Source organism: Streptomyces sp. NBC_00354, from assembly GCF_036106915.1.
Classification (GTDB): domain Bacteria; phylum Actinomycetota; class Actinomycetes; order Streptomycetales; family Streptomycetaceae; genus Streptomyces.
The window spans coordinates 1,003,020-1,016,517 of sequence record NZ_CP107983.1; the positions used below are offsets into that span (position 1 = coordinate 1,003,020).

At 73.0% G+C, this 13,498-nt stretch carries 10 protein-coding genes; 5 read left to right on the plus strand and 5 right to left on the minus strand.

Translation table 11 applies throughout. The features are described 5' to 3' along the window. Nucleotides 1-9: 9 nt before the first annotated feature. Nucleotides 10-1,407, plus strand: coding sequence for a GntT/GntP/DsdX family permease (locus OHT74_RS04780; protein ID WP_328619453.1), 1,398 nt, complete (start codon nt 10-12; stop codon nt 1,405-1,407). On the opposite strand, the gene OHT74_RS04785 is transcribed toward OHT74_RS04780, so the two are convergent. The 4 genes from OHT74_RS04785 to OHT74_RS04800 form a co-directional block, all read right to left on the minus strand. Next, on the minus strand, nt 1,404-1,640 hold the full coding sequence (locus OHT74_RS04785) for a hypothetical protein (protein ID WP_266660917.1): 237 nt from the start codon (nt 1,638-1,640) through the stop codon (nt 1,404-1,406). The genes OHT74_RS04780 and OHT74_RS04785 overlap by 4 nt on opposite strands. Beyond that, nucleotides 1,637-2,422, minus strand: coding sequence for a hypothetical protein (locus OHT74_RS04790; protein ID WP_266660919.1), 786 nt, complete (start codon nt 2,420-2,422; stop codon nt 1,637-1,639). The genes OHT74_RS04785 and OHT74_RS04790 overlap by 4 nt, the downstream gene beginning before the upstream one ends. Nucleotides 2,423-2,457: 35 nt before the next feature. After that, nucleotides 2,458-3,717: a cytochrome P450 gene (locus OHT74_RS04795; protein ID WP_328619454.1), complete on the minus strand. Its 1,260-nt coding sequence runs from the start codon at nt 3,715-3,717 to the stop codon at nt 2,458-2,460. A 312-nt stretch (nt 3,718-4,029) separates the two neighbouring features. Beyond that, nucleotides 4,030-4,893, minus strand: a complete 864-nt coding sequence (locus tag OHT74_RS04800) for a hypothetical protein (protein WP_328619455.1) — start codon at nt 4,891-4,893, stop codon at nt 4,030-4,032. A gap of 185 nt (nt 4,894-5,078) precedes the next feature. On the opposite strand from OHT74_RS04800, the gene OHT74_RS04805 reads away from it, so the two are divergent. Beyond that, nucleotides 5,079-5,810, plus strand: coding sequence for an ATP-grasp domain-containing protein (locus tag OHT74_RS04805; RefSeq protein ID WP_328619456.1), 732 nt, complete (start codon nt 5,079-5,081; stop codon nt 5,808-5,810). Between the two features lie 61 nt (nt 5,811-5,871). Here the strand turns inward: OHT74_RS04805 and OHT74_RS04810 are convergent, their stop codons facing one another. Further along, on the minus strand, nt 5,872-9,435 hold the full coding sequence (locus OHT74_RS04810; protein ID WP_328619457.1) for a S8 family serine peptidase: 3,564 nt from the start codon (nt 9,433-9,435) through the stop codon (nt 5,872-5,874). Between the two features lie 164 nt (nt 9,436-9,599). On the opposite strand from OHT74_RS04810, the gene OHT74_RS04815 reads away from it, so the two are divergent. From OHT74_RS04815 to OHT74_RS04825, 3 genes are all read left to right on the plus strand, one after another. After that, nucleotides 9,600-11,105: an MFS transporter gene (locus OHT74_RS04815; protein WP_328619458.1), complete on the plus strand. Its 1,506-nt coding sequence runs from the start codon at nt 9,600-9,602 to the stop codon at nt 11,103-11,105. Nucleotides 11,106-11,115: 10 nt separating this feature from the next. Beyond that, nucleotides 11,116-11,742: a DUF6629 family protein gene (locus OHT74_RS04820; RefSeq protein WP_328619459.1), complete on the plus strand. Its 627-nt coding sequence runs from the start codon at nt 11,116-11,118 to the stop codon at nt 11,740-11,742. Nucleotides 11,743-11,833: 91 nt separating this feature from the next. Next, nucleotides 11,834-13,489 carry a GMC oxidoreductase gene (locus OHT74_RS04825; RefSeq protein WP_328619460.1) on the plus strand — a complete coding sequence of 552 codons (1,656 nt, stop codon included), beginning with the start codon at nt 11,834-11,836 and terminating at the stop codon, nt 13,487-13,489. Nucleotides 13,490-13,498 lie beyond the last annotated feature (9 nt).

Below are 13,498 nucleotides of genomic sequence, written 5' to 3' on the forward strand. Positions count from 1 at the left end.
GAACCCACCGTGACAGGTCTCAACGTCGAGATACTGGCAGCGGCCGCGCCCGCCCCGATCACCTCGGCCGGGGACGCCCAGCTGGGCGTGGCCGTCCTCGCAGGCATCGCCGTCATCGTGCTGCTCATCACCCGCCTCAAGCTGCACGCCTTCCTGGCGCTGACGGTCGGCTCGCTCGCCCTCGGGGTGTTCGCGGGCGCCCCGCTGGACAAGACGATCGCCAGCTTCACCGCCGGGCTCGGCGCCACCGTCGCGGGGGTCGGCGTACTGATCGCGCTCGGCGCGATCCTGGGCCGGCTGCTCGCGGACTCGGGCGGCGCGGACGAGATCGTCGACACCATCCTCGCCAGGGCCAAGGGCCGGGCGATGCCCTGGGCCATGGTGCTGATCGCCTCGGTGATCGGGCTGCCGCTCTTCTTCGAGGTCGGCATCGTGCTGCTGATCCCGGTGGTGCTGCTGGTGGCCAAGCGCGGCAACTACTCGCTGATGCGGATCGGCATCCCTGCGCTCGCCGGCCTCTCCGTGATGCACGGGCTGATCCCGCCGCACCCCGGCCCGCTCGTCGCGATCGACGCGCTGCACGCGAACCTCGGCGTCACCCTCGGCCTCGGCGTGCTGGTGGCGATCCCGACGGTGATCATCGCCGGGCCGCTCTTCTCCAAGTACGCGGCGCGCTGGGTGGACATCCCGGCGCCCGAGCACATGGTCCCGCAGCGGCCGTCGGCGGAGCTCGAGCACCGCCCCCGGTTCGGGGCGACGGTGTTCACCGTGCTGCTGCCGGTGGCGCTGATGCTCGTGAAGGCACTGGTGGACATCGTTGTCGACGACCCGGAGAACGGCCTGCAGCGGGTCACGGACGTCGCGGGATCCCCGCTGATCGCCCTGCTCACGGCGGTGCTGGTGGGCATGTTCACCCTCGGCCGGGCGGCCGGGTTCACCAAGGCACGGATCTCCACGACCGTGGAGAAGTCACTGGCCCCGATCGCGGGCATCCTGCTGATCGTGGGCGCGGGCGGAGGCTTCAAGCAGACCCTGATCGACGCGGGCGTCGGCCGGATGATCCTGGAGCTGTCGCAGGGCTGGTCCATCCCGGCCCTGCTGCTGGCCTGGCTGATCGCGGTGGCCATCCGCCTGGCCACGGGCTCGGCGACGGTCGCCACGATCTCGGCGGCCGGCCTGGTCGCCCCGCTCGCCGCCGGCATGTCGACCACGGAGACGGCGCTGCTGGTGCTGGCGATCGGGTCGGGCTCGCTGTTCTTCAGCCATGTCAACGACGCCGGGTTCTGGCTGGTCAAGGAGTACTTCGGCATGACGGTCGGACAGACGATCAAGACCTGGTCGGTGATGGAGACCATCATCTCGGTCGTCGGGCTGGGCTTCGTCCTGCTGCTGTCACTCGTCCTCTAAGGGCTGTCCTCCAACTGCGCGGCGGCCACGGCGAGGCCGTTCGCGGCGGTGGCGCAGCGGTCGGCCAGAGCGGCGACCTCGGCGCGGAACGCGTCGGCCTGCGGGCCCTGCCAGTCCAGCGCTTCGGCGGCGGCGCGCAGCCGGCGCGCGTGGCCGCGCAGGACGACGGAGTGGCTGCGCAGGCCGTCGGCCGGGTCCGGCGGACCGGACCGCAGCCGGGTGGCGGGGCTCACCGGCTGCGCCAGGGCTGGACGAGGAGGATGCCGCCGGTGCCGATGAGGCCGATGGTGTGGACGCAGCCTTTGTGCGGACCGGCCGAGGCGGTCGTGGTGGGCTGGTGGCGCGACTCCCGGTCCCGGTCGAAGAACGCCCGTACGGCGGCGCCGAGTCCGAGCAGTGGTTCGGCGGGCACGGCCCGGCCGGTGGCCACCTGCCAGCCTGCGTGGTCATTGAACGGGTTCACGTCGGTCAGGGCGTTCCAGGCGAACAGGTCGGCAAAGGACGGCGACAGCAGCGCGAACGCCCGCTCGGCGCCCCGGTCCCGCACGAGCCGGCGGAACACGCGGACGGCCGCCGCCTGCCGGTCCTCGTCCACGGCGCGCAGGATCGCCGCGCAGTCGGGGTCGTCCAGCAGATCGGGACGGCCGGCGCTCGCCACCCGGATCCGGGCCTTGAGACCGCAGACGGCGAGGCTGACGGCGAGGCTCTCGCGGCCGGTGAGGATCCCGGCGAACCAGCCGGCCCGCGCGACTCCCCGGCCGCGCGGGGCCCAGCCCAGGCCCGCCGGATCGGTGAGGGTGCGCAGCAGAGTGCGCCAGCCGAGCCGCGAGCGGGCGCGGACACGGGCCCGGGACCGGCTCAGGGCGGCGGCCGGGAGACGGGTGCCTAGGGCCAGTTCGGAGGCGTGCCGGGCGGCTTCGCCGACGGCGTCGGCGGCCTCGGCGAGCTCGCGGCACAGCGCGTCGAGCAGTTCTACGTCCGGGTCGGTGGGCGCGGAGGTCGCGGCGTCGGACATGGAATCCTCGCGGGATGTCGGTGGGGAGGGTGGCGTCAGCGGCGGGTGAGGGTGAGCCGGATGCCGCGCGGGTCCAGCGCCACGGGCAGCGGTCCGGTCGGGTCGAGCACCGGCCGGGTGCCCGTGATGCGGCGCCGGCGCAGGACCTCGGCGCACAGCGCGGTGGTGATCAGCAGGCCCAGCCGGTCGCCCGGGCAGCGTCCCGGGCCGTGCCCGAACGGGGCCATCCGGACGTCCTCGTCCGCGCCGGGGGTCTTCCAGCGGCCCGGTACGAAGACGTGCGCGGCGGGCACGTGTTCCGGGTCGCGCTGGTGGAAGTGGGCGGGCAGCAGAACGGAGGTGCCGGCCGGGTGGCGCACGCCCCGCCACTCGGTCTCGGCACGGGTGACCCGGATCAGGTCGGGCACCGCCGGGTACAGGCGCAGGCACTCCCGTACGCAGGCGCGCAGCCGGGGCAGTTCCCCCGGGACCGCCGATCCGGCGGCTTCGGCGGCCGCCGCGTCCTGCTCGGCGGGATGGGCGGCGAGCAGGAGCAGGGTGCGCAGCAGGGTCGCGGGGATGCAGTCCATGGCCCGCAGGGCCCGCTCCTCCCGGTCGGCGTACGCGCCGGGCAGGCCGAGCCGGGTGTGCCCGTCGGCCGCCCCGGCACGTTCCCGGCCGCGGCGGCGCAGCCGGCCGAGCAGGCCGGTGAGTTGCTCGTCCCCCGCGGCCGCGGCGTCGCCGAGCACGATCCGCCGGGCGGCGCGGGCCACGGTGTGCCGGGCGCGGGCCAGGTCGAGGGTGGCGGCGGCGGTCAGGTGCCGGGCCTCCTCGGCGATGATGCTGCGGACGGCCCCGCACGGGCGGATTTCGCCGGCTCCGGGCGACAGCACGGCGGCTTCGGCCTCGGCCTCGGCCTCGGCCTCGTAGAACTGCCGCAGTTCCTGCCGGTCCAGCAGGACGAGCACGGCCCCCGACAGCCCGCGGGCGAGGACGGGCGCCCCGCCGTGGCGGGCCCGCAGGGCGCGCAGCGTGTCGGCGGAGAAGACGGGGCGGGCGCCGCCGGAGCCGCGGACGAAGAGCGGGAGGGCACGGCCGGCGACGAACCGGACGGACCCGGCGCGCCCGGCCCGCGCCTGCTGTCCGCGTGAGACGGCCGACTGGGTCGTACCGGGACCGGTCATGGCTTCACCGCCTCCCTGGGATCGGGCCGCCGGAGGCCGCGCGCGGCGGCCGGTCCGGGCGGCGGGGTCCTCCGGCGGGCGCCGACGCCGTACGCGCAGCACGTCGAGGGCGGCCTCGTGAAGCGTGCGCATCCGTGTACCTCCGCGCGCAGCCGGAAACCAACGGTCGGTGACATCGAGCTCACCGTACGTCGGCCTCGCGGCGACCGCGCCCCGAGCACTACCCGAGCGGATCCAGCCCCACGAGCAGCGCGGCGACATCGAGCCCGGCGGAGAGGTAGGAGGTGAAGGCGTCGTTGCTCAGCGCCCAGGGCGACCGCGGCCGCCTCACGAGCGCCACGGCCTCGTCGACCGGCGTCCCTGCTCGACGAGCACCTCGTCCCAGCGGACTGCGGCCCGGGCCGGTCACGCTCAGCCCACTCCCCCTGTCACGTCAATGTGCGCTCAAGGATAGGGAGTTGGGGCGAAGGCCGTGTCGCGGAAGGTGTGGCGGAGGGGGCCCGGGGGGTGGGTGGGGAGGAGGATCGCCCAGCGGTGTCGGCGGGGGGAGACCCAGACCGTCGGGGTTTCGCCGTACGACCAGGTGCCGTGCGGGGCCGGGTACCAGAGGAGGCCCCGGGCGGGGGTCAGCTCGCCCGTCCGAATGCGGAGGGACTCGGTGATCCAGGCGCGGGTGACGGGGTGGTCCGCCGGGGAGAGCAGGTGACTCAGGAAGCGGACGAGGTCGGCCAGGGGGGCGCGCAGCGTGCCGTCGGCGAAGCACGTGCCGGCCATGCCGAGGGGGTGCCAGAAGCGGGTGGCGGCGAGCTCCGCGAGGGGGCTGCCGGTGAGCTGCTCGGCGAGACGGGTGAGGGCGTCATGGGCCGCGGGGCCGGTGGAGTGGCTGAGCAGGTGGTGTGCGGTGGTCCCGGCGGGGGCTTCGGTCCCGTACGCCGTGAGGGGGGTGTGCAGCCGCAGGGCCTCTTCGGCGACGAGGCTCCCGATCACGGGCCAAACGGCGAGCACGGGGCTCAGGTCCCCGACGTCGAGGGCCGAGCCGTCGTCCTGCGATCCGGCATGGAGCCCGTCCGGCCCCCCGACCGCCCACGCCGCGCCGGGATCCGCGGCTTGCAGTACGACCCGAACCCGCTCGGCCATGTCGGCAGGGTCGACCGCATCCGCCGCGTCGGCCACCCCGCCCACGTCGGCCGCCTGGCCCACACCGGCCCGCTCACCCCGGTGGGCCGTCTTGACCGCGTCGGGCAGATCGACTCCCTCGGCTGTGTCGGTCGGCTCGGCCGCATCGGCATGGTCGCTCTGGAGCGTCATGCTTCCCCACGCTAGCCACCGGCCGGCCGCCCTCGCGGGCGCGTCGCCACGAAGTCGGCGCGGATTCGCCCCGGCGCCACCCGAATGCCAGCCGCGCGCCACCCACCGGCGTGCGCCCGGACCTGGCGGGCCCGGGGGCCGGAAAACCATGTGCTGTCCGGCAGTACGGCTGGCAGGGTCGGTCCGTGACCTTGATCCTGCCGCCCCGCATCACCGACTCCGCCGCCCGGCTCCGGGACGCCGCCCGCGCGCGCGGGCTGGACACCGTACAGCTGGACACCTTCGCCGTGCCCGAAGGGCTGCGGGCCCGGCATCTGCACGCCGGGCCGGGATTCGCCGACGCCGTGGCACCCCGGCTCGGGATCGGGCTGCTGGAGGCCCCGGCGGACTGGCTGGCGCGGCTGCCTCGGGAGTTCACCGGCCGGGAGGTCCGCCTGGTCCCGATCCGTGAGGCCCGTGCACTGCGCCGGCCCGTCTTCGTGAAGTCGCCCAACGACAAGTCGATCCCGGCCCTGGTCTACGCCGACGGCTCCCGCCTCCCCGGCCCGGACGCCGTGGATCCCGAGACGGAGGTGCTGGTCAGCGATGTCGCAGGCTTCACGGCCGAGTACCGGATGTACCTCCTCGACGGCGTCGTGCACACCGCGAGCCGGTACGCCGAGGACGGCCGCCTGAGCCTCGGCCCGGCCGCCGACGAGGCGGTGGCCTTCGCAGAACGGCTCCCCTTCACCACCCTCCCGTCCGCGATCGTCGTCGACGTCGGTGTCGCGGACGGCCGCTGGTCGGTGATCGAGGCGAACGCCGCCTGGGCGAGCGGCACGTACGCGTGCGATCCGCAGCGCGCCCTCGACGTCGTCCTGCGCGCCGCCGCCCCGGTGCACTGCGTCGCCGACCGCGACCGGGCGTTCCTGCGCTGACGGACCGGAAGGGGCGGGGCGCCCCACGGCGCCCCGCCCCCGAAAGATCCGCCCGACGGCGTCAGCTCTTGTCGGGGCGGTCCGTCACCCGCAGGGAGTTCAGCAACGGCTTGCCGTAGCCCCCGTGCGCGACGAAGCGGACGTTGAGCACCCCGTCCGTGACCGTGACCGTGTACGTCCGGGTCAGGGCCGTGTACGTGCCCGCCTCCAGCGAGATGTCCAGCGAGGGCAGGACCTGCGTGCCCTCGGCCAGGACGTCGAAGACGCGCTTGTTCGGCTTCGTCGAGGACAGCTCCGCGAAGCCGAGCTCCACGGTGTAGGTGCCGTTCGGGACGTTGTCGAAGCGGTATTCGTACATGCCCTCACGGGCGTTGCGGAACAGCTTCTGCTCGGCCGTGCCGGCGATCGTGCGGCCGGTGGCGTGCACCGAGGAGTTGCCCTGGTAGCCGTACGAGCCGGCCGTGTACTTGCGGTCCGGGGACCAGCTGTCCCCCAGGGTGTCCGTGGCCGTGTAGTCGGAGCCCGCGTCCAGGGCGACCTGGTAGCGCGGGACCACGACCTTGACCGGCACGGTGAGCACCGGCGCGCGCCCGCTGGCCGAGGTGATCTTCAGGTCGGCCGTCAGGACCGTCCCGGCGGTCATGCCCTTGGTGTCCACGGCCAGGGTGACCGCGGCCTTGCCTCCCGTCGGCAGGTTCCCCGTCCCCGGGGTGGCCGTCAGCCAGGCCGCGTCCTCGGTCACCGTGAAGTCCGTGCCGAGGCCCGGGTTGGTGAGGTCGAGGGTGCGGGTCCGCTTCTGGTCGGCGGGGAGGACGACCTCCACCGCCGGCTTGGCGGCGGTGACCCGGCCCGTGCGCAGCGACTGCGTCACCGTCGTGACGTCGGCCGCCTTGACGTCCACGGTCGCCGCCGCGGATTCGTACGAGGGGGCCGCGAGGGACACCGCCCGCGAACCGGACGGGCTCTGGACGACGTATCCACCGTCCGCCGCCGTGGTCGCCGACACCGCCGTGTCGCCGGTGCCGACGGTCACCGTGGCTCCCGCGACGCCGTTGCCGTCGTTCGCGTCGAGCACCCGGCCCGCGACCACGCCGCTCTTGGTCGTCCTGAAGGCGATGGCCAGGCCGTCGGTGACGACCGCCTGGTTGAAGGAGTATTTGAAGGCGTCCGTGCCCGCCGCGTTCTCCACGCCGACCGTGGCCGTGGAGCCGCCCCTGATGCCGGTGCCGCCCGTCCCCTTGTACGTGTACGCGACGGTGCCGTCCTCGCCGATCGCCGCCGAGAACGAGAACTTGTCGGTCTGCGCCGACCAGTGGGACACCTCGCGCCACTCGATCACGTACGTCCGGTGCGGGGCGGTGCCGGTGACGGCGGTGAAGACGCCCGAGCCGCTGCCGGCCGCGCCGACGACCAGGTCGTCCCAGAACGGGTACAGCGCCGCGTTGGGCGTGGCCGTGCTCGGGATGTCCCCGTTGATGTCACCGGTGTTGTTGCCGCCGAAGCTGACGGTGCCGTTCGTCCCGATCCAGGCCTGGCCGTACGTCTTGCCGTACAGCGGGACGGGGAACGGGAGGTCGATGCGCTCGGTGGTGTTGTCGCCGGTCAGCGCGAGCTGCCGGTCCCCCGCCGCGTACGGGCGGCTGCCCGCGGTGGAGCAGGCGTAGCCGTAGCCGTCGGTGCGCTCCGGCAGGTTGACCGCCACCGTGGTGTCGCCGGCGACGGTGGTCCGGGCGCTGCCGCCGGTGACGCACCGGGAGGAGTGCGCGGCCCGTACCTCGTACGTGCCGTGCGGCAGGGTGACCTCGAAGCGGCCCTGCGCGTCGGCGGTCGCGGTCACCGGGGTGTCCGTGACGGTGACGGTGGCGCCCGCGGCGGGTCCGGCGGCCGAGGTGACGGTGCCGGTGAGCTTGCCTGAGGGGGCCTGGGTGAGGGTGAAGTCGCCGGTGGCGGTGGCGTTCTCGGTCACCGTCGCCGTTGCGGTCTCCTGGCCGTAGCCGAACTTGGCGGCAGTCAGCGTGTAGGCGCCGACCGACAGGGACCGGAAGGTGTAGGTGCCGTCGGCCGCAGTGGTCGTCGTACGGCCGATCGGTCCGGTGGCGGTGACCTTGACGCCCGCGACCGGCTCGCCGCCGGAGCGGACGGTGCCGGAGACGGCGCCGATGGCGCCGCGCGGGGCGCCCGAGACGGCGGCGAGCGCGTCGAGCTTGCCCTCGCCGAAGACGTTGTTGTCTGCGGCGTTGCCGCCGCACTGGCCGTTGTCGGTGTCCTGGGCGGTTCCGTTCAGCAGCTGCTCGGTCTGCGCGATGTCGCCTTCGAGGGCGGGTGCGGCGGACCAGAGCAGGGCCACGGTGGCCGCGGTGTGCGGTGAGGCCATGGAGGTGCCGGAGAAGGCCTCGTACCCGCCGCCGGGGACGGAGGAGCGGACGTTCACGCCGGGGGCCGCGATGTTCGGCTTGATGATGCCGCCGGGCCCCGCGCCGCGCGAGGAGAACGGTGCGATCGCGCCGTTGATGTCGAACGCGCCGGAGCTGTAGGAGCTCGCGTAGTCGCCGGGCGATCCGCTGGTGGCGCAGCCGGGGCCGGAGTTCCCGTTGGAGAACGCGGGGAAGATGCCGGCGGCGCGCCAGGCGTCGACGATCTGCTGGTACCAGTCGTCGTGCGTCGCGCTGCCCCAGGAGTTGTTGACGATGTGCGGGGCGAGGTCGGGGCGCGGGTTCTGGCCGTTCAGGTCGGTCGGGGCGACGACCCACTGGCCGGCGGCGAGGAGGGAGGCCTCGGAGCAGGAATTGGTCTCGCAGCCCTTCGCGGCGATCCATTTGGCGCCGGGGGCCACGCCGATCTTGTTGGCGCCGCCGTCGTCGCCGACCATCGTGCCCATGGTGTGGGTGCCGTGGTCGTTGTTGTCGCAGGGGGCCGCGGTGGGACAGACGCCGGCCGGATCGAACCAGTTGTAGTTGTGGTCGTACGAACCGTCGGCGCTCTTGCCGCGGTACTGGCCGTTCACGGCCGGGTGCGTGTAGTCGACGCCGCTGTCGATGTTGGCGACGACGATGCCCTCACCGCGCACGCCGAGCTGGTCCCAGACCTGCGGGGCCTTGATGCGGTCGATGTTCCACTCGACGGCGTCGGCGGCGGCCTTCTCCCGCTTGCCCTCGGCGGGCTTGGGGAGGGTGACCTTGTCGTCTGCGTCGATCCGGGAGACCTCGGGGCGCTGCGCGAGGGTCCCGGCGAGTTTCTGGCTGCCGACGACGCGGACGGCGTTCACGATCCAGTACGAGGTGTACTCGGCCTTGGCGCCGTCCAGGGCCTTGACCACCTCGGCCTGGCTGCGCGCGGCGTGCTGCTGTTTGGCGTGCAGAACCGTTTCCGCTTTGGCGGCCCGGGTCTTCTGCCTGCCCGCCGCCGTGAGGTCGGCGGCGCTGTCCAGGTAGACCCAGAAGGCGGCTTTGGCGGAGTCGTCGAGCTGGGCACGGAGCTTCGGCTCGATCTTGCGCTCGGCCGCTCCGGGGGTGGGCCCGGGTTCCGGCGCGGCCGCTGCAACGCCCGCGCCGATGGGTAACAGCAGGACTGCGGTGAGTGCGGCGAGCGCCGCGCGTAAGGATCGTCGTCTGTTGCGTTGGGCCACGTGTGGTCCTCCTCGGACGCCGTGTGCAGGTTGTGCGGGAAGGGCGTGCGTGACGTGCGCGGTCATGGTGAAGGAGGGGTCATGCTCATTACAAGAGGGCCTAATGAGCCGTATGCTGCGCGCCCGGGGTGGCCATTGCGGCCCCGGCGGGCCAGCCTGAAGACATGACCGATCCAGTGCCGGGTACGGAAGAGCACGTTCCGGCCGGGCCCGGTGTACCGCTCGCCTCCGCCCGGGGCCGCTGGATCGTGCTGGCCACCGTGCTCGGGTCGACCATGGCCCTGCTCGACTCGACCGTCGTCAACGTCGCCCTCCCCACCATCGGGGTGGACCTGGGTGCCGACTTGGCCGTCCTCCAGTGGACGGTCAACGCGTACATGCTCACCCTGGCCGGGCTGATCCTGGTCGGCGGGGCGCTGGGCGACCGGTTCGGGCGGCGCCGGATCTTCGTCCTCGGCGTGGTGTGGTTCGCGGCCGCCTCACTGCTGTGCGGGATCGCGCCCAACGCAGGGGTCCTGGTGGCCGCGCGGGCCCTCCAGGGCGTGGGCGGCGCACTGCTGACCCCCGGTTCGCTCGCGTTGATCCAGGGCTCGATCGCCGCCGGGGACCGGGCCCGGGCCGTCGGGCTGTGGTCGGGGTTCGGCGGGGTGGGCGCGGCCGTGGGGCCGTTCCTCGGCGGCTGGCTGGTGGACGGGCCCGGCTGGCGCTGGGTGTTCCTGCTGAACGTGCCGGTGGCCGCGGTGTGCGTGCCGATCGCCCTGCGGCACGTACCGGAATCGCGTGATCCGCAGGCGCACGGGCGGTTCGACGTGCTCGGTGCGGTCCTGGGGGCCGCGGCCCTGGCCCTGGTGACGTACGCGCTGATCGAGGCCCGTTCCGGGTCCCCGCTGGTGATCGCCGCGGCCGTCGGGGGCGTGCTGCTGGCCGCCGTGTTCATCCACGTCGAGCGGCACCGGGCCGATCCGATGCTGCCGCCCGACATCTTCGCCTCCCGGCAGTTCACCGCCGTCAACGTGGTCACCCTGTTCGTGTACGCGGCCTTCAGCGGGTTCTTCTTCCTCGTCGTCCTGCAGCTCCAGGTGGTCTCCGGCTACTCGGCGCTGGCCGCGGGGGCGGCGCTGCTGCCGACGACCGCGCTGATGCTGCTGCTTTCGGCTCGGTCGGGGGCGCTCGGGGAGAAGATCGGGCCGCGGATCCCGCTCACCGTGGGGCCGCTGCTGTGCGCGGCCGGACTGCTGCTGATGCTGCGGGTGGGGCCGGACGCCTCGTACGTACAGGACGTGCTGCCGGCGCTGATCGTGATGGGCATGGGCATGGTGGCCCTGGTGGCTCCGCTGACGGCGACCGTGCTGTCCTCGGTGGACCCCGGCCGGGCGGGCCTGGCCAGCGGCATCAACAACGCGGCCGCGCGGGCGGCCGGACTGCTGGCAGTGGCGGCGCTGCCGCTGCTGGCCGGCATGGGGCCGGACGCGTACCGCTCGGCGTCCGAGTTCGACGCCGCGTTCGGGCGGGCCATGCTGTGGTGTGCGGGGCTGCTGGTGGCGGGCGCTGCCGTGGCCTGGACCACCGTACGCAACCCCGTGCCGGGAGCGGGGTGCCACCCGGAGTGCCACACCTTCTGCGCGACGACCTCCCCGCCGCTCGAGCCCCCGAGGACGGCGAAGCCCTGACCGGCGCGCCATGTGCTGGAACGCCACGGCCGATCTGACGGCGGGTGCGGTCATCACCGCCGCCGGGATCGTGTGTGTGGCGCACGCACGGCGGGCCCGCGATCTGCCCGTCGCCGCACTGCCCCTGCTGCTGGGCGTCCACCAGCTGGTCGAGGCCGCGGTGTGGCACGCGGGCGGCGGCTGCGGTCCGGCGACCACGGCCTGGGTGGTGATCGCCCTCCCGGTGCTGCCGGTGTGGGTGCCGCTCGGGGTGCTGCTCGCGGCCGCTCCGGCGGACCGCCGCCGCCTGTGGGGTCCGGCCGTCGCCGGTCTCGCCACCGCCGCGGTGCTCTCGTACTGCCTCGCGACGCGGCCGGCGACCGCCGAGATCCGGGGGCACACCCTCGGCTACGGCGTGAATGTTCCGTGGATGCCGCTCATCCTCGCGGGCTACCTGTTCGCCACGCTGGGCGCCCTGCTGCTGTCGGGCGACCGGCGGCTGCGGCTCCTCGGTGCGGTGCTCGGCGCCGGGGCATTGGCCTGCTCAGCGCTGTGGCGGCTGGAATTCGCCTCCACCTGGTGCGCCTTCGCGGCGGTCTCGTCCCTGCTGGTCCTGGGGTGGGTACGGCGCCCCCGGCCCGGCGCCTCTGTGACATGACAGGCCGAAAGTTACCTAGACGTATGTAGTGACTTCCCATGCGACCGGCAGTAGAACTCGTTCCCATTCCACCGAGAGTGAGGAACGTCACATGAGTGACAAACCCCTGCACAAATCCGGCTCCAACGGGATCTCACGTCGTGGATTCATGGCTGGAACAAGTTCTATTCTCGGGGCGGCGGCCCTGGCCGGTCAGATCACCCCGGCCCACGCGCGGACCGTCGCGTCAGTGGCAGCGGCCGGCGGCGCCATCGACAACGGCGCGCACGTACCGGCCCTGGTGATCGGCACCGGCTACGGAGGGTCCGTCGCCGCCCTGCGACTCGCCCAGGCGGGCGTCGACGTCCACATGATCGAAATGGGCATGGCCTGGGACACCCCGGGCCCGGACGGCAAGATCTTCTGCAATACGACCAGCCCGGACCAGCGCTCCTACTGGCTGCGGACCAAGACCAAGCAGCCCCTGAGCAACTTCCTCGGCTTCCCGATCGACAAGGACATCCCCCGCTACACCGGGATCCTGGACGCCGAGGAGATGGGCGGCATCATCGTCTACCAGGGCCGCGGCGTCGGCGGCGGTTCCCTGGTCAACGGCGGTATGGCGGTCACGCCGAAGCGTGCGAACTTCGCCGCGATCCTCCCGTCGGTGAACGCCGACGAGATGTACACCACCTACTACCCGCGGGCCAATACCGGTCTCGGGGTCGGTCTGGTCGACCCGGCGTGGTTCGACACCGTCGACTGCTACCAGTTCGCCCGTGTCGGCCGCAAGCACGCCCAGCGCTCCGGCTTCCCGTTCGTCTTCGTCCCGGACGTCTACGACTGGGACTACATGAAGCAGGAGGCCGCCGGCACCGCCCCCAAGTCCGCGGTCGCCGGAGAGATCCTCTACGGCAACAACTACGGCAAGAAATCGCTGCAGAAGACCTATCTCGCCCAGGCCAGGGCCACCGGCAAGGTCACCATCTCCCCGCTGCACAAGGTCACTTCCGTCTCCCCCGCGGCCGGCGGCGGCTACTCGGTCGTCATCGACCAGATCAACACCACCGGCGCCACCACGGCCACCAAGACCGTGGTCGCCGACAAGGTGTTCTTCGCGGCCGGCAGCGTCGGCACCAGCAAGCTGCTCGTCAAACTCAAGGCCACCGGCGCACTGCCCGCCCTGAACGGCGAGATCGGCAAGGGCTGGGGCGACAACGGCAACGTGATGTGCGGGCGGGCCAACCACCTGTGGGACCCGACCGGCAAGGTCCAGGCCTCCATCCCCTGCGGCGGCATCGACAACTGGGACGCGGGCGGGGCGTTCGCCGAGGTGGCACCGCTGCCGACCGGGATCGAGACGTACGCCTCCTTCTACCTGTCGATCACCAAGAACCCGCACCGCGCCGAGTTCACGTACAACGCGGCCTCGAGCAACGTCGAGCTGAACTGGCAGATGGCGTGGAAGCAGCCGTCCATCGACATGGCCAAGACCATCTTCGACAAGATCAACTCGAAGGAGGGGACGATCTACCGGACGGACCTTTTCGGCACCAACAAGATCTGGGGCGACCACCTCACCTACCACCCGCTCGGCGGCGCGGTCCTGGACAAGGCCACCGACAACTACGGCCGCCTGCACGGCTACACCGGCCTGTACGTCATCGACGGCGCGCTGATCCCCGGCAACACCAGCGTCAACCCGTTCGTCACCATCACGGCGCTCGCCGAGCGCAACATCGAGAAGATCATCGCCACCGACCTGTAGGCGATCCGT